This window comes from Arthrobacter gallicola (genome assembly GCF_014836775.1).
In the GTDB taxonomy this organism is placed as follows: Bacteria; Actinomycetota; Actinomycetes; order Actinomycetales; family Micrococcaceae; genus Arthrobacter_B; species Arthrobacter_B gallicola.
Genome location: NZ_JACSQD010000007.1, coordinates 136,144 through 160,493, shown reverse-complemented (window position 1 = coordinate 160,493; position 24,350 = coordinate 136,144). Strand labels below are relative to the sequence as shown.

Below are 24,350 nucleotides of genomic sequence, written 5' to 3'. Positions count from 1 at the left end.
CAGCACCTAGACTTAATCGCACCATGGACTATCTCTTTGATCCGTACTTCTCCACGCCCGGCAAGTCCAAGACCGCTCCTGGGTCCGCCAAGGACGACACCGCCCCCGGCGCTGCACTGCCCGGCGCTGCGCTGCCTGGCGCTGCACTGCCCGGTGCCCCGGCACCCGGCACCGCCGGCACCGGCGGCGGGCGGAATTCCCGCGTCGACGAAGCCCGTGCGGCGGACCTCCTGCGCGGCCTGAACCCGCAGCAGGAGGAAGCGGTCAAGCACGGCGGTTCGCCCCTGCTGATCGTGGCCGGCGCCGGCTCCGGCAAAACCCGGGTGCTCAGCCACCGGATCGCCTACCTGATGGCGACCGGCCGGTCCAACCCGGGGCAGATCCTGGCCATCACCTTCACCAACAAGGCCGCGGCGGAGATGCGCGAACGCATCGAATCCCTGGTGGGCGGCGTCGCGAAAACCATGTGGATCTCCACCTTCCACTCCTCCTGCGTGCGGATCCTGCGCCGCGAGGCCAAAACGGTGGGGATGAACTCCAACTTCTCCATCTACGACTCCGCGGACACGCTGCGGCTGATCACCCTGGTGGCGAAGGGCCTGGACCTCGATCCCAAGCGGTTTGCGCCCAAGGCCATCGCCAACAAGATCTCCGGGCTCAAGAACGAACTGATCGACGACGAGTCCTACGCCTCGAGCGCCAACTACTCGGACCCGTTCGAACAGGCAGTTGCCCAGGTCTACACCGGCTATACCCAGCGCATGCGCCAGGCCAACGCCATGGACTTCGACGACCTGATTGCCCAAACCGTCTACATGTTCCGGGCCTTCCCCGGCGTGGCCGAGTATTACCGGCGCCGCTTCCGGCACATTCTGGTGGACGAGTACCAGGACACCAACCACGCCCAGTACGCGCTGGTGCGCGAACTCGTGGGCGTGCCGGGGGAGGGGCAGCTGGATATTCCGCCGGCCGAGCTCACCGTAGTGGGCGATTCCGACCAGTCCATCTACGCCTTCCGCGGCGCGGACGTACGCAACATTGTGGACTTCGAGAAGGATTATCCCTCTGCGCGGACCATCCTCCTGGAGCAGAACTACCGGTCCACCCAGACCATCCTCTCCGCCGCCAATGCGGTAATCTCCCGCAACCCGAACCGGCCGGAGAAAAAACTGTGGACCGCGGAGGGCGACGGCGCCAAGATCGTGGGCTACGTCGGTGAGAATGAACACGAGGAAGCCCGGTTTATCGCCGAGGAGATCGACCGGCTGCAGGACGAGGAAAACCTGCGCCCGGGCGACGTCGCCATCTTCTACCGCACCAATGCCCAGTCCCGTTCCCTGGAAGACGTGCTGGTGCGCGTCGGCCTGCCCTACAAGGTGGTCGGCGGCACCCGGTTCTATGAACGCAAGGAAATCAAGGACGCGCTGGCCTACCTGCGGGTGCTGGCGAACCAGGACGACGTCGTAAACCTGCGCCGCATCCTCAACGAACCCAAGCGGGGGATCGGCGACCGCGCCGAGTATTCCGTGGCCGCGCTGGCCGAACGCGAACGGATCAGCTTTATGGAAGCGCTGCGCCGGGCCGAGGACGCGCCCGGCCTGGCCACCCGCTCGCTGAACGCCGTCAACGGCTTCGTCAAACTGATCGACGACCTGGCCGAGGTAGCATCTGGATCCGGCGCTTCCGCGGCCTTGGAAGCCGTGCTGGAACAAACCGGCTACCTCGCGCAGCTGCGCTCCAGCAGCGATCCGCAGGACGAGTCCCGGGTGGAGAACCTCGCTGAACTTGTGGCCGTAGTCAGGGAATTTGAGCGGGACAACCCCGAAGGCACCCTGTCCGAGTTCCTGGAACAGGTCTCCCTGGTGGCCGATGCAGACCAGATTCCGGACGCGCCGGAAGGCTCCGCCGAGGAAGTCGCTGCTGCGGTGGAGGAATCCCGCCGGCAGGGTGTGGTCACCCTGATGACACTGCACACCGCGAAGGGCCTGGAGTTCCCGGTGGTGTTCCTGACCGGCATGGAGCAGGGGATCTTCCCGCACCAGCGCTCAGCCACCGATCCGGCCGAACTGGCAGAGGAACGCCGCCTGGCGTATGTCGGGCTCACCCGTGCCCGCGAACGGCTCTACGTGACGCGCTCGGAAGTGCGCAGCATGTGGGGGCAGAGCCAGTACAACCCGGCAAGCCAGTTCCTGGGCGAGGTTCCGGCGGAACTGATCGAGTGGAAGCGCGAAGGCATGGACCGCCCGGCGTGGGGCGGCGGAAGCGGCATCACCTCCAGCCGCTACAGCGGATCACACTGGGGCGCCGGGGCGCCGTCCTCCACCGGCGGCAGCATCGCCGCCGCGCCGGTCGCCAAAGCAATGGGCCGGGTCCAGCCGCAGAAGGAAGTCATTTCCGTGGTGGTGGGGGACAAGGTCAACCACACGTCCTTCGGGCACGGCACGGTGCTCGCCGTCGAGGGTGCCGGGGACAAAACAGTGGCAAAGGTGAAGTTCGACGCCGGGGAGAAGCGCCTGCTGCTGCGCTACGCCCCGCTCACCAAGGAGGCCTGACGGGTCCTTTCAGCCCTCTGCCGCCTTAGCCGAAAGACGCCTTTTTCTACAAACCATAGAACTGTGCGCTTCATCACTAAAGCGGTACTCTGTGAGGGGCCTCCGGTGCCAAGGGACTAAAGTTCCTTTGGAGCAGCCCGGCTTCACGCATCTGCTTCCCGATCAGCTGATCGACTGTAAACCTACTTCGACGTAGAAGGACACTAGCCCGTGGACCTGTTTGAATATCAGGCGCGCGATCTGTTTGAGGCGCACGGTGTACCCGTGCTTGCCGGAATCGTGGCGCACACTCCTGAAGAAGCCAAAGCTGCTGCCGAGAAGATTGGCGGCGTTGTCGTCGTCAAGGCACAGGTTAAGGTCGGAGGCCGCGGCAAGGCCGGCGGCGTCAAGGTAGCCAAGACCGCTGACGAAGCCTTCGAGCACGCCAGCAACATCCTCGGGATGGACATCAAGGGCCACACCGTCAACAAGGTGATGATTGCCCAGGGTGCCGACATCGCCGAGGAATACTACTTCTCGGTCCTGCTGGACCGTGCGAACCGCAACTACCTGGCCATGTGCTCGGTTGAAGGCGGCATGGAGATCGAGCAGCTGGCTGTGGAGCGTCCCGACGCCCTGGCCCGCATCGCCGTGGACCCGGCCGTCGGCATCGATCAGGCCAAGGCTGAAGAGATCGTAGACGCCGCCGGTTTCGCTCCGGAACTGCGCAACGGCGTGATCGACGCGATCATCAAGCTGTGGGATGTCTTCGTCAAGGAAGACGCCACCCTGGTGGAGGTCAACCCGCTGGTGAAGACCGGCGCCGGCGACATCGTTGCCCTGGACGGCAAGGTCTCCCTGGATGAGAACGCCGACTTCCGCCAGCCCGGCCACGCCGAGCTCGAGGACAAGGACGCAGCAGACCCGCTGGAAGCCAAGGCCAAGGAAAACGACCTCAACTACGTCAAGCTCGACGGCGAAGTTGGCATCATCGGTAACGGTGCCGGCCTGGTCATGTCCACGCTCGACGTCGTTGCCTACGCCGGTGAAAAGCACGGCAACGTCAAGCCCGCAAACTTCCTGGACATCGGCGGCGGAGCCTCGGCATCCGTTATGGCTGCCGGCCTGGACGTCATCCTCAACGATGAGCAGGTCAAGTCCGTCTTCGTGAACGTCTTCGGCGGCATCACCGCCTGCGACGCCGTCGCAAACGGCATTGTCAAGGCGCTGGAGATCCTCGGCGACGAGGCCAACAAGCCGCTGGTTGTCCGCCTGGACGGTAACAACGTCGAAGAAGGCCGCCGCATCCTGGCCGAGGCCAACCACCCGCTGGTTACCCTCGCCACCACCATGGACAACGGCGCCGACAAGGCTGCCGAGCTCGCCAACGCAGCTCGCTGACCGAGCCGACCCCAGAAAGAGAAAACACACATGTCTATCTACTTGAACAAGGACTCCAAGGTCATCGTTCAGGGCATCACCGGCGGCGAAGGCACCAAGCACACCGCCCTGATGCTCAAGGCCGGAACCCAGGTTGTCGGTGGCGTGAACGCCCGCAAGGCCGGCACCACGGTGACCCACGGCGACGTCGAGCTGCCTGTTTTCGGCACTGTTGCCGAAGCCATCGACAAGACTGAAGCTGATGTTTCGATCGTCTTCGTTCCGCCGGCTTTCACCAAGGACGCCGTCATTGAAGCCATCGACGCCGGCATCGGCCTCGTTGTGGTCATCACTGAGGGCGTTCCCGTCCAGGACTCCGCCGAATTCTGGGCCCACGCCCAGTCCAAGGTGGACGAGAACGGCAACCAGGTCACCCGCATCATCGGCCCGAACTGCCCCGGCATCATCACCCCCGGCGAAGCACTGGTGGGCATCACCCCCGCCAACATCACCGGCAAGGGCCCGATCGGCCTCGTCTCCAAGTCAGGCACCCTGACCTACCAGATGATGTACGAACTGCGCGACCTCGGTTTCTCCACCGCCATCGGCATTGGCGGAGACCCGGTCATCGGCACCACCCACATCGATGCCCTCGCAGCCTTCGAAGCTGACCCCGAGACCAAGGCGATCGTGATGATCGGCGAAATCGGCGGCGACGCAGAAGAACGTGCCGCAGAGTTCATCAAGGCCAACGTCACCAAGCCGGTTGTCGGCTACGTGGCTGGCTTCACTGCTCCCGAAGGCAAGACCATGGGCCACGCCGGCGCCATTGTCTCCGGTTCCGCTGGAACCGCCCAGGCCAAGAAGGAAGCACTCGAGGCTGCAGGCGTGAAGGTCGGCAAGACCCCGTCTGAAACCGCTGACCTGCTGCGCGAGGTTTTCGCAGCCCTGTAGGCTCCCTCCAGCACAACCCCCGTGTCCGGATTAGTCCGGTGCACGGGGGTTTTGTGCGTCTCACTGTACGAAAGAACACCATGCACCGAACTCCCACAGCACCGTTCGACACCGGACACCGGAAAACGCTCCGCAGGGCCACCTGGATTGCCACCCTGGGCGGCTTCCTTTTCGGCTATGACACAGGTGTGATCAACGGCGCCCTGCCATACATGCAGGACGATCTCGGGTTGACCCCCTTCACCGAAGGATTAATCACCTCCAGCCTGCTGTTCGGTGCAGCTTTCGGTGCGCTGGGTGCAGGGCAGCTCGCCGACCGGCTGGGCCGACGGCGGCTGCTGATCATCCTGGCCGGGGTTTTCCTGCTGGGTGCGGTGGGCACCGCCGCAGCTCCCGGCGTCGGGCTGATGGTCCTGGCCCGTGTGGTCCTGGGCCTGGCGGTGGGCGGCGCGTCCGCCGTCGTGCCCATGTTCCTGGCTGAACTGGCACCGGCAGCCCGCCGCGGACAGGTGGTCACCCGGGACCAGCTGATGATCGTCACCGGACAGCTTGCCGCGTTCATCTGCAACGCCATCATCGGCAATCTCTGGGGTGAAGAGGGCAACGTCTGGCGCTGGATGCTGCTGGTCGCCACGCTGCCGGCCATCGCGCTGTGGATTGGCATGAACTTTGTGCCGGAAAGCCCCCGCTGGCTCGGGTCCAAGGGCCGGTACGCGCAGATGCTCACCGAACTGCAGCGGATCCGCAGTGCCGAAGACGCGCAGGCGGAATACGAGGAGGCCAAGGCACTGGCCGGCAGTGTCCCCACCCGCACCGGCCGCCTGAAAGACTTCGCCGAACCCTGGCTGCTGCGGGTCCTGCTGATCGGTATGGGCCTCTCCATCGTCCAGCAGATCACCGGCGTCAACGCGATTATCTACTACGGCACGCAGATCCTGGCCGACGCCGGATTCGGCACCGAAGCGGCACTGACCGCCAACATCGCCAATGGCGTCGTCTCGGTCGGCGCTGCCCTGCTGGGCATCTGGCTGCTCGGCAAGGTGGGGCGCCGGCCCATGCTGCTGACCGGACTGATCGGCACCTCCAGCACGCTCGCCATCATCGGCGTCGCCTCGATTCTGCTGCCGGAAGGCTCCGCCCGGGGTTTCACCGTCCTGTCCATGACCGTTCTGTTCCTGGCCTTCCAGCAGGGTGCCGTCTCTCCGGTGACCTGGCTGATGCTCTCTGAAATCTTCCCGCTGCGGGTTCGGGGCCTGGGAATCGGGCTCTCGGTGTTTGTGCAGTGGATGGCGAATTTTGCCGTCGGCTTCTCCTTCCCCATGTTGATGTCCGCGCTGGGCATCTCCAGCACATTCTTCATCTTTGTTGCGCTGGGCATCTGTGCAGCCCTGTTTGTCCGGCGCTACCTGCCGGAGACCCGCGGGCTTTCACTGGAGGAAGTCGAGCTTCAGCTGCGCAAGGCCTAATCCCGGGGAACACCGGCTGCTGATTTCCAACAGCTGGCGGTACTCGTTGACGGAGTAGCGCACAGTGCTTCCGGCGTACGTGCCGAAGAAAGTGAAGTCTGTTTCGGGCGGCGCACCGGGGCCGGGCGTCAGCGCCGAGAGCATCTCTGTTCCGGCTGATTTGAGTGCCTGCTGGGCCTGGTCCCGGGCACGTTCGGCAGCGGCAGGAGGCGGGCCGGTGAACGTCGTCGTCAATTTGTGCGGCCGGGGGCCGGGCCCGTCCGCAGAGCACGGGGTGAGGCGGGGTGCCGGTCCAGCCGGGGTATCCGTGTACGGTGTTCCATCCACATCCGTCCAGCCCGGGCTGCCAAAGCCCGTCATCACGGCCCTCACGAGTTCCTGTTGTCCGGAAGCGATCTCCGCTGCCGACAGCTCGGGGCTGCCGACCCCGGGACCGGCGGCGGGGGCAGCGGGCGGCGGAGTCCCACCAGAGCCTGCTGCCAGCACGATCACCGCGGCAAGAACCCCCAGGGAACGTGGATCCGGCCGTCTCATCTGCGGCATTCTGCCGGTGAACAGGCGATGTGTCGAGGGTGGCGGGTTGCAACCGCCCAGACGCAGTTCCGAAATTACTTGCAGGGCTGCAATTTTGCAGTTGTGAAAAATTCCTCCGAATGACAAAGTGGTTCGGTGAGTCAACAACCTTCCCTCCGCGACCGCAAACGCGCCGAAACCTGGGCGGCGCTGCACGCCGCTGCTGCACGCCGCGCGATCAAGGACGGACTGGACTGCGTCAACATCGACGTAGTTGCGCAGGAGGCAGGCGTTTCAACCCGCACCTTCTTTAACTACTTCCCCTGCAAAGAAGACGCCGTCCTGGGCCTGCAGGAGCCCTCCGTGGAACAGACAGCCCTCGACGCCTTCGATATTGAAGGGGACCTGCTCACCGAAGTGAGCCGGCTGATGCTGTCGGTACTGCGCACCCTGCAGGGCGGAGATGACTCCAACGAGCTCCGCAGCCAGATCTACCAGGCCTACCCGCATCTGATGCACCGGCGATACCAGTACATCCTCAAGGTGGAGCAGCTGGTCCTTGAGACCGTCCGCGCCCAGCTGGGGGAGTCGCGCCGCTGGAAGGATCAGGCGCCGGATTCCGCGTGGCAGGGGCACAGCGTTGACGACGTCGCCTTCACCGTCGTGCTCGCCGCCAGCACGCGCATGCGTTACGTCATGCAGAAAACCTGGTCCAACCCCACCCACACACTTCAGTTCGAGGCTCTCGGGGAGGGCCTGGAGCTACTCCGAGACGTTCTCAAGGAAGTCCTATGACGCGAACCGCTGCCGATGCAGCCCCCAAGAACACCGGGAAGCAACCCAGCCTGGTCCTGGTGTTTACCGCACTGGTCCTGGCCATGCTCCTTTCGGCGCTTAACCAGACCATTCTGGGCACCGCCCTGCCCACCATCGTTGGTGAACTCAACGGGGCAAACCTGATGCTCTGGGTGATTACGGCGTTCATCCTGGCCTCCACGGTGATGATGCCGATCTACGGGAAACTGGGCGACCTGATCGGCCGCAAGTACCTGCTGGTGGCTGCCATCCTCATCTTCCTGGCCGGTTCGGTGGTGGGTGCTCTGTCTCCGGACATGACCTGGCTGATCATCGCCCGGGTTATTCAGGGACTCGGAGCCGGCGGCCTGATGATCCTCTCCCAGGCGATCATTGCCGACGTCGTTCCGGCACGTGAGCGCGGCAAGTACATGGGGTGGATGGGCGGCGTGTTCGCCTTCTCCTCGGTGGTGGGTCCGCTGATCGGCGGCTGGCTGACCGAGGGGCCGGGCTGGCGCTGGGCGTTCTGGTTCAACATCCCGGTGGGTGTCCTCGCGCTGCTTGGCGCGTTGTTCTTCCTGAGGCCGCGCGCTGTCACGTCGCGCCCGCGGATTGACCTCTGGGGCATGGTGTTCATTGCCTTCGCCACCACCGGCCTGGTGCTGGTCAGCAGCTGGGGCGGCAGCACCTATGCCTGGAACGATCCGGTCATTCTGGGCCTGATCGCCGGCACGGTTATTGCCGCCGTGATCTTTGTGATGGTCGAGCGCCGCACGGCGGAGCCGATCATTCCGATGGAGCTCTTCCACGACCGCAACTTCAACCTCGCCACGGCCTCCGGCCTGCTCACCTCCGTCGCCATGTTCGGAGCCATCGGCTACCTGCCGACCTACCTGCAGATGGCTACCGGCGCCAGCGCCACGGAAGCCGGCATGCTGATGATCCCCATGATGGGTGCCCTGCTCTTCACCTCTGTGCTCTCCGGTTCCCTGGTATCCAAGACCGGACGCTACAAATGGATGCCGATTACCGGCTCCGCCTTGATGGTGGTGGCGCTCTTCCTGATGGGCACCATTACCGCCGACTCCCCGGTCTGGCAGCTGTGCGCCTACATCGGCATCCTGGGGCTGGGCCTTGGCCTGAACATGCAGATCCTGGTCCTGGTGGTGCAGAACTCCTTCCCGCTGCGCCAAGTGGGTACAGCCACTGCCGCGAACAACTACTTCCGCCAGATTGGCGCCACCCTCGGTTCTGCCGTGGTGGGCAGCCTGTTCGCCCATCGGCTGACGGATCTGCTGGGCGAGCGGCTGCCGGCGGACGCCGCTTCCGCCACCGGAGGCGGAAACTCACTGACACCGAAGCTTGTCCATGAACTACCGGAAGCAGTCCAGGACATCATCATCCGTTCCTACAACGAAGCCCTGATCCCGTTGTTCCTGTTTATGGTGCCGCTGGCGGTCGTGGCCACGATCCTGTGCCTGTTTATCAAGGAAAAGGCGCTGGCCACCAGGCTGGAACCGGAGGTTATGCCGGAGGCAATCGGTGAGGGCAACGTCCTGATCAGCACCGAGGACGAAGGCAACGGACCCAGCACCACGGAACTGCGCCAGGCAAGCCACGCCGGGCCTAAAAGGTAGAACCAAGTCAGCAGCAGGGAGCCAGCTGACCCAGGTGTCAGGCTGGCTCCCCGCTGCGGGCCCGGTGTGCGCTGTTGTCAGGCGGCTCCGGTGCCGAAGAGCAGTCCGAGTGCATAGGTCACGGCCGCAGCGCCCAGTCCGATGGCCAGCTGACGCAGCCCGCGTTTAAGCGGAGACGCACCGGAGAGCAAACCAACCACGCTGCCGGTCACCAGCAGTGCCAGGCCAACAAGGGCACAGGACAGTGCCACGGCGGCCAGTCCTTCCATCCCGAAGATATAGGGCAGCACCGGGATGATGGCGCCTGAGGAAAAGAAGCAGAAGCTTGAGAGCGCGGCGCCAAGGCCGGTCCCTACCGTTTCATGCTCTTCGCCGGACTCCTCCTGCTTTTCCGGCTGCAGCGACAGCGACGGATCGCAGTCGCAGCTGTAGAGTCCCAGGCGTTCCGCAGCGCGGTGTTCGGCTGCCTCCTGGGACATACCCCGGGCGCGGTACACCAGGACAAGTTCGTTGGCATCTATGTCCAGCGACTTGGCCGCGGCAAGGGTGATCTGGGTTGGCCGGGACGCCTCAAGCAGTTCCCGCTGCGAACGCACCGAGACATATTCGCCCGCGCCCATGGACAATGCACCGGCCAGCAGGCCGGCAAAACCGCTGAAAAGCACAAAGGTGCTTGAAACGCCGGTGGCACCGATTGCCATCACCAGGGCCAGATTGGAGACCAGGCCGTCGTTCGCGCCGAAGACGGCGGCCCTGAAGTTTCCGGAAAGGCGGACCCGTCCGCGTGTCGCAAGCCCGCGGACCACCTCCTCATGGATTTGCTCATCCGCGGCCATGGCGCTGGTGGCACTGGGCTCGGTGCTGTAGGGCGAACGCCCTTCCGCCCGCTGCGCGAGAGCCAGCACAAAGACTGAGCCGAAGCGCCGGGCCAGCAGCCCCAAAACCCGGTTGCGGAAGGACGGACGGACCGGCTTATCCGCTTCCGGGCCCAGCAGTTTCCGCCAGTGTTCCTCATGGCGTCCTTCGGCCTCGGCAAGGGCGAGCAGGATGTCCCGTTCCTCCCCGTCCCGGCGCTCGGCGAGATACCGGTAGGTTGCAGCTTCCGCCTGTTCATCGGCGAGGTATTGCCGCCAGCGGCGGCGGTCGGCAGGGGTGGGCCGGGGTTGGCCAGGGGGCATAGGCCCTGGCACCGGTGGGGTAGTCACTAACTGCTCCTGGTCATGGCCGGAGCGGCAGGGGGCTCCGGCCAGCTGTTGGGATACTGGCCGAAGGTCTCGCTCGCCGGGTGCGGTGCACCTGCGGTGGACTGCCGGGCTGCTGCTGCAGCCAGTATGTCGACAGGCCTCGGAATTACCGCCAGTTTCGGTGTGGCCTGCGCCGTCACTAAAATTGGAAATAAGACCGGAGCTACTCCCCTTCAGATTGACAGTGTAGCGGAGAACCCACGGTGATTCCCTAGGAGGGCGAACGAACGATGACGGGCCTGCATCTACCTCACACCGGGTGCCCGACCCCGGCGCCGCAACCGATAGAGTCAATGCCGTGAGTAAAGCTGCCAAAGCACTCTTCGACCATCACCGCCCCTGGACGCGCCATTATGCCGAGGGTGTGCCGGCGGATCTGTCGCTGCCCGAAGGTTCCCTCGTGGACATGGTGGAGGCGTCAGTCAGCCGCTACGGGTCCAAACCGGCGCTGCAGTTTTTCGGTGCCGTCACGTCCTACCGTGACCTGGGTGAACAGATCCGCCGCGCGGCGGCCGGACTGAAACGCCTCGGTGTCCGTGCCGGGGACCGGGTTGCGCTGGTGCTGCCCAACTCGCCGCAGCACGTCGTCGCCTTTTATGCTGTGCTGCGCCTGGGCGCCGTCGTCGTGGAACACAATCCGCTGTACACCGACCGGGAACTGCGTCACCAGTTCGAGGACCACGGTGCCACCGTGGCCATCGTCTGGGACAAAACCGCAGACCGGATCCAGTCCCTTCCCGCGGATATCCCGGTCCGCACGATCGTGTCGGTGGACCTGATCAGTGCCATGCCCCGGATGACCCAGCTGGCGCTGAAGCTTCCGCTGCCGGCAGCTCGGAAAAGCCGTAAAGCCCTGGCGGCGGACAAGCCGCCCCGCAGCGCCGGACGCCGGGTCCTGACCTGGAAAAAGCTCCTGGACAACAGGCCGCTGCCGCGGCGGCATCCCAAGCCCACGGCCGGGGACCTGGCGGCCATTCAATACACCTCCGGAACCACGGCGGATCCCAAGGGTGCCATGCTCACGCACGGAAACCTCATGGCCAACGCCGCCCAGGGGCGCGCCTGGATTCCCGGGGTGCGCCCGGGCAAGGAAACGGTTTACGGCGTCCTGCCGATGTTCCATGCCTACGGGCTGACCCTCAGCCTGACCTTCGCCATGAGCATCGGGGCGTGCCTGGTCCTGTTTCCGAAGTTCGACGTCGAGCTGGTCCTGAAAGCCGCCCGTAAGACTCCGCCAACCTTCCTGCCGGCGGTCCCTCCGATCTATGACCGGATAGTGGCCGGCGCCGATGAAGCCGGGGTGTCCCTGAAGGGCGTCCGCTTCGCCATCTCCGGTGCCATGAACCTCCCGGCGGCAACCGTGGAGGCGTGGGAAAAAGCGACCGGCGGTTATCTGATTGAGGGCTACGGCCTGACGGAAACCTCCCCGGTCGCGCTGGGCAATCCCATGGGCCCGACCCGCAAACCCGGCACCGTGGGGGTGCCGTTCCCGCTCACTGACATCAAGGTGGTTGATCCGGAGGATCCCACCAAGGAGCGGAAGCGCGGGGAAGCGGGCGAGCTGCTGATCCGCGGTCCCCAGGTGTTCCAGGGGTACTGGAATAAACCGGTTGAAACCCGGGCGGCCCTGCTCGAGGGCGGCTGGTTCCGGACCGGAGATATCGTCTCAGTGGACGACGACGATTTTGTCACCATCCGCGACCGGATCAAGGAACTGATCATTACGGGCGGGTTCAATGTTTCTCCCTCCGAGGTGGAGGAAGCGCTGAAGCGCCACCCCGCGGTGGCGGAAGCAGCTGTCGTCGGCCTGACCCGCACAGGCGGTGGCGAGGATGTGGTGGCCGCCGTCGTGGCCAAGCCCGACGCCGTGTTCGACCCCGATGAACTCCGATCCTTCGTCCGCAACGAACTGGCCGCGTACAAGGTTCCGCGCCGGATCGTGCAGATTCCGGATCTGCCGCGCTCGCTGATCGGTAAGGTCCTGCGGCGGCACGTGCGCGAATCGTTGCTGGGCGACCACGGCGATAAAGCCACAGGCACCGACACAGGCACGAGCGATGCCCCGGGCACTGCCAAAGACTGAGACACAGCCAAAGACTGGGGCATCGGCCACCAGGCCGGAGCTGTAACCTAAACCGGCACGACACCGGCACTCCAGCCGGCACTTCAACCCAATGGGGGAAACACACGATGGACAGCCAGCCTGGTTCCGGGCCCAACCTGACTCAGCCGCGCCGCTACTGGGAGGACGGTCTTGGCCATGCCGCGCTCCGGTCAGCGCAGGTGCTGCTGGTCCTGCTGTTGGTCAGCCTGGGCGTTTTCGCCCTGACCCGGGTAAGCCTGGTGGTTATTCCCGTGCTCCTGGCCCTTATCCTCGCGGCAGCCATTGCTCCCTTCGTCAATTGGCTGCGGCGCAAGGGATGGCCCGGTGCACTGGCGACGGGCGTGTCGTTCCTGCTCCTGCTGGGCGTGTTCGGCGGACTGATCACGGGAATCGTTTTTGCGATCCGCAGTGAGTGGTCCTCGCTGGTGGACCAGGCTACGGCCGGGTTCAACAAGCTGTATGAACTGGTCCAGAACGGTCCTTTCACCATCGACTCGCAGGCGATCGAGGATGCGCGGGACGCAGTGCTGGACTTTGCCACGTCCAGCACCGCGGGCAGCGGAGCCATTGCCGGGTTGAGTGCTGCCGGATCCTTTGCCACCGGCTTTTTGCTGATGGCCGTGGTGCTCTTCTACTTCCTCAAGGACGGTGACCGCATCTGGGCTTTTATGCTGCGCTGGTTCCGCGGTGAGCGCCTGGAGAAGGCCAAGCTGTCCGGAGCCCGGACCATGGAAGTGCTTGGCGGCTATGTCCGGGGGACCGCGATTGTCGCGGCCGTAGACGCCATCTGCATCGGTGCCGCCCTGTTCATCCTGGGCGTGCCGCTGGCCCTGCCGCTGTCCGTCATTGTGTTTGTGGGTTCCTTCATTCCGCTGGTTGGTGCCACGGCGGCCGGTATCCTGGCCGCGCTGATTGCGCTGGTTGCCAATGGTCCGGTGGTGGCGCTGATCGTCGTGGCCGTGATCATCGCCGTCAACCAGCTTGAGGGGAATTTCCTTCAGCCGGTGGTGATGGGCAAGACCCTCAGCATCCACGCTCTGGTTATTCTGCTGGCACTGACCGCCGGCACCATCCTGGCCGGCATCATCGGCGCGATCCTCGCCGTGCCGATCGCCGCGGTTACCTGGGCAGTCATCAAGGTCTGGACCGGTGAGGACACCGGTGACCCCGCCGAGCCGGCCGAAGTGGCGGACACCGCGGACGCGGAAGCGCCAGCTGAGTCCTCCTAGAAATAGCCACCGCGGAAAGAGCCCACCGCGGAAATAGCCGCCGCGCCCGCCGCGGGCACGCCTGCTGCAGGCGGGCGTCACATGCGGCAAAGCGGGCAGAACACGAGGAAAGCACCGGGCCCGGACGGGCAGGGGGTAATCCGTCCGGACCCGATGCGGCTTTAAGGGCCGGACAACCGGCGTTTGCTGCAGGGAAACGTTTGTTTACCCGTACGCTAGTTCCGCGTGAGGCCGCTCGTCAAAAGGGGTGAAATACAGCCCCAGACCTCCGACTTGTCCAAGGCTCGGGCGACATGTTGCCCGCCGGAAATTCTTCTGACCCGGTTGACCCGGGTATGCTCGCGGAACGGTGAGGAAAGGAGCTCCCAGCCAATGAAGGCACTCACTATTGAGCCCAGCAACGCGCCACTGGCCATCGGATCACGGATCCGCACTGCCCGCCAGGCCCGTCACCTCACGATTGAGCAGGTAGCCGACTCAACCGGACTGACGAAGGGCTTTCTCAGCCGGGTCGAACGTGACCTCACCTCCCCGTCCGTTGCCTCCCTGGTGACGCTGTGCCAGGTACTTTCGATCTCCATCGGCGATCTCTTCGTCCCGCCGGAGACCACGCTGGTCCGCCTGCCCGATGCACCCGGGATCAACCTGGGCGGTGACGGCATCAACGAACGTCTGGTCACACCGCGCACCGAGCGCCGGGTTCAGGTCATCCGCTCGGAGATAGTCCCCGGCGGTTCCGGGGAATCGGATTTGTATTCCGTGGACTGCGACGTCGAAGTCCTGCATGTGGCGCAGGGGCGCCTGGACCTGGTCTTCAACTCGGAAACCATGGCCTTGGCGGCCGGAGACACTGTCACCTTCCCGGGTAAGGAACCACATTCCTGGCGGAATCCGGATGACTCGGCCTCCGCCGTCGTCATCTGGACACTGGTCAGTCCCGGGACGCCCTGAACATCACACTGTTTGTAGTGAAGACCGTTCGCCGGCGCCGGTGAGCCGCTCCAGGTAGCCAACCGCACCGTTGATGTTAGTCCCGGAGGAACGGTAGCCAATGTAGCCGTCCGGGCGGATGACGATGACTTCCGGGCGGCGGACTGACAGGCCGAGGCGTTCAAACGCCAAACCGCTGGTGTCCTGGATAATCCCCGGGCCACCGAACAGCAGCGGACTGCCCACCACCAGACGCTGCACGCTCAGCAGGCCACCGAGCGCGGACAGTGCGGAATGCAGCTGCTGCGGAGTGTCCTCCGGCCAGCCGGGACCCGTGAGCAGGACGTGGAAAGCCGGCGCAGCCACCAGGTCCTGCAGCCTGCGTTCGCGGTCCTCGTACATCACGACGGCGTCCGGCAGCCGGTCCCCGGGCCGCGGCCCGGCGGAGAGCAGGGCAGGGAGCCGGTTGGCCCCGGACTCTGACAAGGTGCTGCTGCGGTAGTTGATGCCCAGCTGGGACAGGGTGCGGAAAGCCCGGCCGCGCAGCCGTTCGCTGGCCGCCGCCGCGGGTGCCAGCGCCGGAAGGAGCTTGGTCCGCGGCAGTTTCTTCAGCGCATTGCGGCTGGTGGCGAGCTTGAACAGCCGATCCGTGAAATCCACGATGCTGCGCGCAACCGGGCGGCGTTCGGCAGCATAACTGTCGATCAGTTCCTCCGAGGCCAGGCCCCGGGCTCCGAGAGCCAGTTTCCAGCCCAGGTTCAGGGCGTCCTGGATACCGGTGTTCATGCCCTGGCCGCCCACGGGGGAGTGGACGTGCGCGGCGTCGCCGGCCAGGAAGACCGATCCCCACTGGAAGGACTCGGCCATCTGATGGGAGAGCTTGAAGCTGCTCATCCACTGCGGATCCCGCAGGGTCAGGGCTCCGCCGGAAAAGCGGTCAGCGGTTTCCTGAAGTGTCTCCAGCGTGGTTTCGCGGCGGTCACCGCGTTTTTTGAGGCTGATCATCCGCCAGCTGGCGGGATGCCCGAGCGGGAAGAGCACCATAAACCCCTCATCCGTGGGGTAGGTATGCACGGCGGCAGGCTCGGCGCCGTCGATCTCCAGGTCCGCCAGCACAAAGGTGTCCGTGTAGCCCGACCCGCGGAAGTCCATCCCGGCGCGGCGCCGGACGGTGCTGTCCACGCCGTCGGCCCCCACCACGTACCGGGCGCGGATGCGGTCGATGCCGCGGTCCTGGCGCTGTACGCGGGCCTCCATTCCGGCATACGGGTCTGCGGGATCAAGCCGTTCGAGGTCCAGGAGCTCCGCGCCGCGTTCAACGCGCACCCCCTGGCTGGCCAGGTAGGAGGAGAGAATGCGTTCGGTATCCGCCTGCGGTAGGAACAGCAGCTGCTGGTAAGCGGAATCGTCGATCCCGGTGTCGAACAGGCCAACCGGGACAGTTTCGCTGCCGGGCAGATGGAGATGGAGCTGGTGCGCGGGACTGCCGCTGCGCGTCATAGCGTCACTGATCCCAAAGGGCCGCAGCGCTTCGAGGGTGCGCGGCTGGACTGCCAGGGCCCGGGATTGGAGCGAGGGGGTCTGCCTGCGGTCGATGATCCGGAAGCTGACGCCGAAGCCGGAAAGCTGGGCGGCCAGTGCCAGCCCAGTCGGTCCTGCGCCCACAATCAGGACATCGACGTCGTAGTTCATTCCATCATTGTTCGCAAAGCTCGCCCGGTCCGCCATAGTCACAGCCTAGTCTTGACGCCAACCGGTCTTCCACTTTAGCGTGTCGATAAACATTTGATGCCTATTAGATAACTTTTGCAGTCTGGGCGGATAGCATCTAAGCAGATGCCGTTACGGCACTACAGAACCAAACCGGAAGAGATACTCAGTGGACAAGAACCAGCCGCGCATCAACGTCAATGGCAAAGTCGGCCCGATCGACGCAGCACAAATCCCGCGCTACGCAGGAGCAGCCACCTACGCACGTCTTCCGCGGCTGGACCAGGTAGAGCATGCCGACGTCGCCGTGGTTGGCGTACCCTTTGATACCGGTGTCTCCTACCGCCCCGGAGCCCGCTTCGGCGGCAACCACATCCGCGAAGCCTCCCGCCTGCTGCGCCCGTACAACCCGGCGCAGGACACCTCCCCGTTCGAGAACCTGCAGGTCGCCGACGCCGGTGACCTCGCAGTGAACCCGTTCAACATCAACGAAGCCATCGAAACGATCCAGGCAGGTGCCCTCGACCTGACCGAAGGCGGCACCAAGCTGGTGACCCTCGGCGGGGACCACACCATCGCCCTGCCGCTGCTGCGTGCCGCCGCAGAGCGCGCCGGAGAGCCGGTTGCCATGCTGCACTTCGATGCGCACCTGGACACCTGGGACACCTACTTCGGCGCCGAATACACCCACGGCACCCCGTTCCGCCGGGCAGTGGAGGAAGGCATCCTGGACACCGAAGCGATCTCCCACGTGGGCACCCGCGGCCCGCTCTACGGCAAGAAGGACCTGGAGGATGACAAGCGGTTCGGCTTCGGCATCGTGACCTCCTCGGACGTGTTCCGCCAGGGCGTGGATGAAGTTGTCGCGAAGCTCCGGGACCGGATCGGCAACCGTCCGCTCTACATCTCGGTGGATATCGATGTGCTGGACCCCGCGCACGCTCCCGGCACCGGAACCCCCGAGGCCGGCGGCATTACCAGCCGCGAGCTGCTGGAAATCCTGCGCGGTATGCGCGGCATGAACCTCGTCGGAGCTGACGTGGTGGAGGTCGCCCCGGCCTACGACCACGCGGACATCACTGCCGTAGCCGCCTCCCACGTCGCGTACGACCTGATCACCCTGATGGGGCTTTCCGCATGAGCCAGGTGGCGCCCGGTGCCGCGGTACGCAACGGTGGAGACCTCGTCGTCGAAACCCTGGAAGCGCTGGGCGCCACCACGGTCTTCGGCATCCCGGGCCAGCATGCGCTCGGGCTGTTTGATGCCCTGTCCCGTTCCTCCCTGGAGTTCGTTTCCTCCCGGGTGGAAAACAATGCCGCCTTCGCCGCAGACGGGTTTTCCCGCGCCACCGGCGAAGTCGGCGTCCTCTTCCTCTCCACCGGCCCCGGGGCGCTGACCTCGCTGGCCGGGCTGCAGGAGGCTTACGCCACCGGTGTGCCCATGGTGGTGGTTGCCAGCCAGATTCCGATCGAGGGACTCGGCGCCCGCCGCCGCGGTATGCTCCACCAGCTCGATGACCAGAAGGCTTCGGCTGCGAACGTCACCAAGAGCCAGCGCCTGATCCAGCATGCCTCCGGTATTCCCTCCGCCATCCAGGACGCCTGGACGGAAGCGATCTCCTCTCCCATGGGCCCCGTGTGGGTCGAGGTACCGCAGAACGTCCTGCTGGCGCCCATCGTGGTGCCCGCAGTGGAGGACGCCCTGGCCGAACCCTTCGACAATCCGCCGCGCCGTGAACTGGTCACCGAGGCGGTGAAGTGGCTCAGCGCCGCACGCCGCCCGGCGATCATTGCCGGCGGCGGCACCCGCCGCGGCCGCGGCGAGGCACACCTGCTTTCCCTGGCGGAGAAACTCCGGGCACCGGTGATCTGCACCCCCGGCGGCAAGGGTGCCTTCCCCTGGACCCACCCGCTCTCCCTGCAGTCCTGGGTGGAGGACAAGTGGGCCACCGAGCTGCTGGAGGACGCCGACGTCCTGCTGGTCATCGGGTCCTCCCTCGGGGAAGTCACCTCCAACTACTTCACCTTCGCCCCGCGCGGACGGATCATCCAGATCGATGCCGAGCCGCGGGTGCTGGAATCCAACGGTCCGGCCCTGGGCATCCGGGCCGACGCCGGGCAGGCACTTGCGGCCCTCGACGCCGCGCTTGAAGATCCGGCCCAGACCCCGGACTGGCACGGCCAGACACCCGAAGAACTCACGGCAGACACGCTGGCACGTATCACGGCCCGGCTTGATGCCCAGGATCTGCGCCATGAGCGAACGTTCATGGCGGACATCCGGGCGGCTGTGCCGGCCGGGATGCAGACCTTCTGGGACATGACCATCGCCGCCTACTGGGCCTGGAGCTGCTGGGACGCCAAGTCCGGGGGCTTCCATTCCGCCCAGGGCGCCGGCGGCCTCGGCTTCGGTTATCCAGGCGCGATTGGCGCCGCGGTAGGCCTCAACGAGCGCGTGCTCGCCGTGTCCGGTGACGGGTCGGCGATGTACTCCATTGCCGAACTGGCCACGGCCCGGCAGCACAATGCGCCCGTCACCTGGCTCATTGTCGACGACGGCGGTTACGGCGTGCTCCGCGAATACATGGTCGATGCGTTTGGCAAGGCCACCGCCACCGAGCTGGCCGGACCCGACTTCGTCCAGCTGGCCGAGTCCTTCGGGATTCCCGCCCGGCGGGTGGCACCGGAGAACGTAGGCCAGGCGCTGGAGGACTCCTTCGCACAGGAAGGCCCGAACGTCGTCGTGGTGGAAACCCTGCTGCGGCTCTTCGCCCCCACGCACCTCGAGGCGTAGGTTTCCCGAGAGCCCTTCAGGAAGCTGCGATAAAGTTTACTCAGGCAACTACTTGGGAGGTCTGTGGTGAACCAATACCCGGCGAGGCGGCGTTCAGCCGCCCAGAAAGGGTTCCAGGCGTGGAATTCCTGATCCTGCTGGTCGGCCTGCTCTTCGGAACCGTGCTGGTGGTGGGCATCGGGGAGCGGATACGGCTGCCCTATCCGGTGCTGATGCTCATCTTCTCGGCGCTCTTCGCGTTCCTGCCCGTGCTGCCGGAGATTCACATAGACCCGGAACTGATCCTGCCGCTGTTCCTGCCGCCGCTGCTTTACGCAGCTGCCCAGCGCAGCTCCTGGTCAGTGTTCCGGCTCCGCTGGCGTTCCCTCGTGTTGCTGGCCGTGGCTCTGGTTGCCGTTACCGTGCTGGTGGTTGCCGGCATTTCCTGGGCCCTGGTTCCGGCCATCGGACTGCCCGCGGCGATCGCGCTGGGGGCCATTGTGGCCCCGCCGGATCCCGTTGCCGTCGAAGCCGTTGCCGGCAAGGTCAACATGCCGCGCCGCCTGGTCACCGTCCTGCAGACGGAAGGGCTTTTCAACGACGCGATCGCCATTGTGATCTTCCAGGCCGCGGTGGCAGCGGCCGTCAGCGGCGGGGACGTCGGCTGGGATGTTGTTCCCAAATTCCTGATCGGCGCGGCCGGTGCGGTGGCTCTGGGCCTTGCCATGGGCTGGCTTGTGGGCGCGCTCAACCGGTTTGTGCCCAATCTGGTGGCGCGGTCGGCTGTGACGCTGGTGGCCCCCTACGCCGTGTACATCCTGGCCGAGGAAGTGCACTTCTCCGGCGTTGTCGCCGTCGTCGTCACAGCGCTGGAACTGGGGCGCCGGGCGCGGCCGCAGGACTCCCAGGAGCGCCTGACCCGCACCGCCTTCTGGGAAGTCGTGGAGCTGCTGACCACCGGAGTGGCCTTTGGGCTGGTGGGAATCGAAATGCGGTACGTGATCGAGGATGAAGGCAGCGAGATCTTCACCTTCATCCCCGGCGTTGCGGCCGTCTGCGCCGCCGTTGTGCTGGTGCGCTTCCTCTGGATGTACGGGATTTACCGGTTCGGCGGAACCGAGAAGCGCAATGCGGTTCCCGGGTCCCTGAAGGAAGTCCTGGTTCTCACCTGGTGCGGCATGCGCGGCCTGGCCACGCTGGCACTGGCGCTGGCTCTGCCCGCCACCAACCTCGCCGGGGAGGAGCTGCCGGGCCGCAACTTCATGATCGTCGCGGCCGGATCCGTCCTGCTGGTCACCCTGGTGCTGCCGGGCCTGACCCTGCCGTGGCTGATGCGCAAACTGAATCTGCCCAGCGACCACAAGGCGATCGAACGGCAGGAGCGGGAGCTGGCCCGCCGCGCCGAACGCACAGCCCTGGAAACCATGAAACGCTCGACGGCGGCGGACGCCCTGCCGCCCGAGCGGCGCGCTGCGCTGGCGCGGCGGATGTCCTCGCTGCACTCCATCCTGGGTGCCGATGCCGAGGACGACCCCCAGAAGATGCTGCAGCTCAAAGCGACGCTGGAAGTGATGGACGCCGTTCAGCGCGAAGCACTGGCCGCAGCCCGGAAGGAAGTGCTGGCGGCCCGCCGGCAGTCCGGGGTGGACCCCGAAGCTGTGGACCGTGTGCTGCGCCGCCTCGACCTGCGCACCGTCACCCTGGACCACGGCCCGCGGTAAGGCTGCTGCCGGCCGCTGCAAGCTGTTGCCTGCTATTGCATGGTGAACCGGCGGGCTACCAGATCAGAGACCGGCTGCGCCCGGAAGAGGATTGAGAGTGCCGTGTTGCGGACCCGCATGAGCCGTGCGGGGAGTGGACGGCCCAGCGCCATGTTGAGCCGGGCCTGGGCTGAGGCAATCCTGGCGGCCCGCCGTCGTCGTCGGTCGAACTGCACCAGCTGCGCCTGGACGTTTTCACCGCGCACACCGGCCGCGAGGAGCGGTGCCAGTTCCGCGGCGTCCAGCCAGCCCAGGGTGAGGCCCTGGCCGCCGATGGGACTGACTTCATGGGCGGCATCGCCGGCCAGAATGGTCCGGCCATGGACCAGCTGCCGCGGCAGGGCCGTCCGGACAGAAAACGCACTCAGCATGGAGTTCCCGGCCGCGCTGGGCTGTTGGCCGGTGCGTTCCCGAACCATGCTGGCCAGGGCCTTGGCATCGGCGTCCGTCCGCAGGCTGCGGGTGTGGGCCACCCAGCGCCGCTTGCCCCCGGGCAGCGGAAAGGACTCGACGATGCCCTCCGGTTCCAGATACAGCACGCCCGTTGGGCCGTCGCCGGTGGTGTCGGGGAAATCGCCCATCAGATAGTGATCCCGCAGGGTGCGTTCCGTGACGGCGGCCCCGAGCATGCTGCGCACGGGGGACCGGGCGCCGTCCGCCGCTACCGCGAAGGCCGCATGAACCGCGAAACCTGCGTCCTCACCCGCAACGGCGTCGGCGCGGACATCGTCCGGACTGCCGGTTTCGGCACCGAGAGCGCTGGCGAGCCGGCTGGAGGCAGGCTCGGCGCCTCGAACGCTGGCCCTTCTGCTGCCCGCGAGGAGAACGGATGCCCCGGTATCCACCAGCCCGGTTACCGTCCGCCCGCGCTGCAGCACAGTGGGGTCCAGGGACTGAAGACGTTCCTCGAGGATGGTTTCGGTGCGTTCCTGCGGCAGGGCCAGCACATAGGGATAGGGCGTGGAGGTCCGGGAGAAACGGATGGAGACCAGGCTGCGGTCCCGGGTCCGGGCGGCGCCTCTGCGGATTTGGACCCCTTCGGCCGTGAGCTGGCCGGTTACTCCGGTGCCTTGCAGTGCCACCAGCCCGGGCGGATGAATTCCAATGGCACGGGAATGGCTGCTGCGCTCCGTCCGCCGTTCCAGGACCGTGACCCGCACTCCCTCCTGCACCAGGAGAATCGCCAGCGCCAGGCCCACCGGCCCGCCCCCGACGATGGCAACGTCAACCTCGAGCACCTCCCCGGCCCCGGCCCCGGCCCCGGGTGCTGGTCCCAGCACTGCCCCAGTCACCGGCCCGGCCGATGTAGGAGCAGGTTCTGCCAGGGCCGCTGCCGCCGGACTTCCCATCCGGCCGGCACCGCGGCAGCCAGCTCAGCGGACGTGTAGCTGCGGCGGATCGAGGTCAGGCCGTCGGCCCGGATGAAGGACCCGTGGAAGAACGGCAGGGTCCCTGCGGAGAACAGGCCGTAGGCCCACGGGCTGCGTTCGATGTCGCTGTGCAGCACCAGGGCCCGGGCCAGTGCCTGTGAGTCGGCGAGCAGCCCGTCGAAAGCCTGGGTATCGAGGTGGTGCAGCACGTGGTTGGAGAGCACCACATCGAACCGTTGGCCCTCAGCGACCAGCTGCGAACTGAACGCGGCGCGGAACGTCAGGCCCGGGACCGCTGGTTGGGACTCGGCGTAGGTATGGGCCCGGGGATCCGGATCGATCCCGGTGACCGCCACGGTGAGGCCGTCCCGGTGTGCCCAGCGGGCCAGTGCCCGGGCCAGGTCCCCGCCGCCGGATCCGATGTCCAGGACGGTGCCGCCGCCTTGGGTGCTGAGCGCCGGCCGCACAAATCGGCGGTAGTTCCTGCGCCATCCGGAGACAACCGCGTTGATCACGGGGAACTGCGCATAGGTGCGTTCCAGCCGGACCGGATCGCAGTCCGGGCGGTCCATTTCCTCCACTGCGTCTACCGCCCGGCGGCTGAGGTCCGGCGGGAAAAACGGCGGCGCACCGGTGTCCAAGAGGGGCATGGGCCTAACCCACGGCAGCCGGAACCGGCTCGGCAGCCGCTGCGGCACTCTGCGCGGATGCGGCTGCTGTTCCCGGGACACGGGTGAAGAGCCCGGTTTCCACGGTCAGTCCGGGTCCAAAGGCCATGGAGCAAATCCGCTCGTTCCCTCCGGTGAACGGCTGTTCCAGGATGTATTTGAGCACGAACATGACTGTCGCGGAGCTCATATTGCCGAAGTTCCGCAGAGTCTCCCGTGCCGGCACCAGCTGCTCCGGGGTGAGCTCCAGCTTGGCCTCCACCTTGTCCAGGATGCTGCGCCCGCCCGGGTGGATGGCCCAGTGGCCAATATCGTTGTAGGCAAGCCCCGCGAGGGAAGGATCACGGGCCAGCAGCGGCTTCAGGGCACCGACAATGTGGTCGTCGATAATGTGCGGCACGTAGGTCCCCAGGACCATCTCGAAACCTTGATCTCCGATGTTCCAGGCCATGGACTCCTCGCCGACCGGCGTGAGGATGGTCTCGAAATGATCCAGGACTATTGCTGGGCTTTCGCCGGGCAGATCGCGGCCGGTAATGATGGCCGCCGCTGCGCCGTCGGCAAACAGTGAGGAGCCCATGATGCTGTCCGGATCGTTGGAGGAGCGCACATGCAGCGAGCACAGCTCAGCGCTGACCACCAGAACGACGGCGTCCGGATCGGCATCGCAGAAGGACTTGGCTGCGCGCATCGCCGGGAAAGCGGCATAGCAGCCCATGAACCCAAGGTGATAGCGCTGCACCGACGGGTTCAGCCCCAGGGCGCGGACCAGTTTGTAATCCGGCCCCGGATTGTAGAAGCCAGTGCAGGACACGGTCACCACGTGGGTCACGTCCGCGGGTGAGATGCCCGGGCAGTTTTCCACTGCGGCGTGCCCGGCTTCAACAAACAGCTTGGTGGCTTCCGCAGCGAAGATGTCATTGCGGGTCTTGGTGCTGGGGGAGAGGAGCAACCCGGTCTGCGGGTCATAGAACTGTGGATCCTCGGCCGTGGAGTTGAGTGTGAGCTCTTCCAAAGCGGTCCGCCGGGTATCGATTGCGGCCGAATTGAAGCAGGTGTTGACCAGGCGGGTGCCGAGCCGGGTTAGACCCGGCTGCGCAGCGAACACGTCGCGGACCTGGTCCTGAACAAGGACAGTGGGAGGGACGGCCGTTTCGAGGGATCTCAGCGTGACTGGCATCCTCCATTGTTAGGGAAAGGTGTGGCAGGACACAATGGTCCGGTCCGCCCGGTTCTGGCCGAAGCTGCTGGTGCCCGCACCGCCTGCGCCGAACGGTGGGTTTCCCA

18 protein-coding genes are annotated in these 24,350 nt (G+C 65.8%); 12 read left to right on the top strand and 6 right to left on the bottom strand.

Going from position 1 to position 24,350, the window contains the following annotated elements; translation table 11 throughout:
* The first annotated feature begins 23 nt into the window (after nucleotides 1–23).
* The 4 genes from pcrA (at nucleotide 24) to H9639_RS14760 (ending at nucleotide 6,331) form a co-directional block, all read left to right on the top strand.
* The gene (pcrA, locus tag H9639_RS14775; RefSeq protein ID WP_191808835.1) at nucleotides 24–2,552 is read left to right on the top strand and encodes a DNA helicase PcrA; all 2,529 of its coding nucleotides are present in this window, start codon (nucleotides 24–26) and stop codon (nucleotides 2,550–2,552) included.
* Nucleotides 2,553–2,762: 210 nt separating this feature from the next.
* Complete coding sequence (gene sucC, locus H9639_RS14770) at nucleotides 2,763–3,932, top strand: ADP-forming succinate--CoA ligase subunit beta (protein WP_191808834.1); 1,170 nt, start codon at nucleotides 2,763–2,765, stop codon at nucleotides 3,930–3,932.
* A gap of 30 nt (nucleotides 3,933–3,962) precedes the next feature.
* The gene (sucD, locus tag H9639_RS14765; RefSeq protein WP_191808833.1) at nucleotides 3,963–4,865 is read left to right on the top strand and encodes a succinate--CoA ligase subunit alpha; all 903 of its coding nucleotides are present in this window, start codon (nucleotides 3,963–3,965) and stop codon (nucleotides 4,863–4,865) included.
* Between the two features lie 80 nt (nucleotides 4,866–4,945).
* The gene (locus H9639_RS14760; protein WP_191808832.1) at nucleotides 4,946–6,331 is read left to right on the top strand and encodes a sugar porter family MFS transporter; all 1,386 of its coding nucleotides are present in this window, start codon (nucleotides 4,946–4,948) and stop codon (nucleotides 6,329–6,331) included.
* Here the strand turns inward: H9639_RS14760 and H9639_RS14755 are convergent.
* The gene (locus H9639_RS14755) at nucleotides 6,293–6,865 is read right to left on the bottom strand and encodes a hypothetical protein (protein ID WP_191808831.1); all 573 of its coding nucleotides are present in this window, start codon (nucleotides 6,863–6,865) and stop codon (nucleotides 6,293–6,295) included. The two genes, H9639_RS14760 and H9639_RS14755, sit on opposite strands and share 39 nt — an antisense overlap.
* A 135-nt stretch (nucleotides 6,866–7,000) precedes the next feature.
* On the opposite strand from H9639_RS14755, the gene H9639_RS14750 reads away from it, so the two are divergent.
* Complete coding sequence (locus H9639_RS14750) at nucleotides 7,001–7,639, top strand: TetR/AcrR family transcriptional regulator (protein WP_191808830.1); 639 nt, start codon at nucleotides 7,001–7,003, stop codon at nucleotides 7,637–7,639.
* Nucleotides 7,636–9,276 (top strand): MDR family MFS transporter, encoded by a 1,641-nt coding sequence (locus H9639_RS14745; RefSeq protein ID WP_191808829.1) that lies wholly within the window; start codon nucleotides 7,636–7,638, stop codon nucleotides 9,274–9,276. Before H9639_RS14750 ends, H9639_RS14745 begins: the two co-directional genes overlap by 4 nt.
* Nucleotides 9,277–9,353: 77 nt before the next feature.
* Here the strand turns inward: H9639_RS14745 and H9639_RS14740 are convergent, their stop codons facing one another.
* Nucleotides 9,354–10,454, bottom strand: a complete 1,101-nt coding sequence (locus H9639_RS14740) for a VIT1/CCC1 transporter family protein (RefSeq protein ID WP_191808945.1) — start codon at nucleotides 10,452–10,454, stop codon at nucleotides 9,354–9,356.
* A gap of 364 nt (nucleotides 10,455–10,818) precedes the next feature.
* Here H9639_RS14740 and H9639_RS14735 point away from each other — a divergent pair, with 364 nt between their 5' ends.
* The 3 genes from H9639_RS14735 to H9639_RS14725 all read left to right on the top strand — a co-directional run bounded on the left by H9639_RS14735 (nucleotide 10,819) and on the right by H9639_RS14725 (nucleotide 14,804).
* On the top strand, nucleotides 10,819–12,603 hold the full coding sequence (locus tag H9639_RS14735; RefSeq protein WP_191808828.1) for a long-chain-fatty-acid--CoA ligase: 1,785 nt from the start codon (nucleotides 10,819–10,821) through the stop codon (nucleotides 12,601–12,603).
* A 107-nt stretch (nucleotides 12,604–12,710) separates the two neighbouring features.
* Nucleotides 12,711–13,853, top strand: coding sequence for an AI-2E family transporter (locus H9639_RS14730; protein WP_191808827.1), 1,143 nt, complete (start codon nucleotides 12,711–12,713; stop codon nucleotides 13,851–13,853).
* A gap of 372 nt (nucleotides 13,854–14,225) precedes the next feature.
* A complete protein-coding gene (locus H9639_RS14725) occupies nucleotides 14,226–14,804 on the top strand; it encodes a helix-turn-helix domain-containing protein (RefSeq protein WP_191808826.1) in 579 nt (192 codons plus the stop codon).
* Nucleotides 14,805–14,807: 3 nt separating this feature from the next.
* Here the strand turns inward: H9639_RS14725 and H9639_RS14720 are convergent, their stop codons facing one another.
* Nucleotides 14,808–16,475, bottom strand: coding sequence for an FAD-dependent monooxygenase (locus H9639_RS14720; protein WP_191808825.1), 1,668 nt, complete (start codon nucleotides 16,473–16,475; stop codon nucleotides 14,808–14,810).
* Nucleotides 16,476–16,662: 187 nt separating this feature from the next.
* Between H9639_RS14720 and speB the strand changes: the two genes are divergently transcribed.
* From speB to H9639_RS14705, 3 genes are all read left to right on the top strand, one after another.
* Entirely contained in the window at nucleotides 16,663–17,634 is a 972-nt protein-coding gene (speB, locus tag H9639_RS14715; RefSeq protein ID WP_318242110.1) for an agmatinase, read from the top strand.
* Nucleotides 17,631–19,286 carry a thiamine pyrophosphate-binding protein gene (locus H9639_RS14710; protein ID WP_191808824.1) on the top strand — a complete coding sequence of 552 codons (1,656 nt, stop codon included), beginning with the start codon at nucleotides 17,631–17,633 and terminating at the stop codon, nucleotides 19,284–19,286. The genes speB and H9639_RS14710 overlap by 4 nt, the downstream gene beginning before the upstream one ends.
* A 119-nt stretch (nucleotides 19,287–19,405) precedes the next feature.
* Nucleotides 19,406–20,986 (top strand): Na+/H+ antiporter, encoded by a 1,581-nt coding sequence (locus H9639_RS14705; protein ID WP_191808823.1) that lies wholly within the window; start codon nucleotides 19,406–19,408, stop codon nucleotides 20,984–20,986.
* A gap of 32 nt (nucleotides 20,987–21,018) precedes the next feature.
* On the opposite strand, the gene H9639_RS14700 is transcribed toward H9639_RS14705, so the two are convergent.
* The 3 genes from H9639_RS14700 to H9639_RS14690 are packed head-to-tail and all read right to left on the bottom strand — an operon-like array spanning nucleotide 21,019 to nucleotide 24,243.
* On the bottom strand, nucleotides 21,019–22,305 hold the full coding sequence (locus H9639_RS14700; RefSeq protein ID WP_318242109.1) for an FAD-dependent oxidoreductase: 1,287 nt from the start codon (nucleotides 22,303–22,305) through the stop codon (nucleotides 21,019–21,021).
* A gap of 8 nt (nucleotides 22,306–22,313) precedes the next feature.
* On the bottom strand, nucleotides 22,314–23,045 hold the full coding sequence (locus H9639_RS14695; protein WP_191808821.1) for a class I SAM-dependent methyltransferase: 732 nt from the start codon (nucleotides 23,043–23,045) through the stop codon (nucleotides 22,314–22,316).
* A gap of 4 nt (nucleotides 23,046–23,049) precedes the next feature.
* Nucleotides 23,050–24,243, bottom strand: a complete 1,194-nt coding sequence (locus H9639_RS14690) for a type III polyketide synthase (protein ID WP_191808820.1) — start codon at nucleotides 24,241–24,243, stop codon at nucleotides 23,050–23,052.
* Between the last annotated feature and the right edge of the window lie 107 nt (nucleotides 24,244–24,350).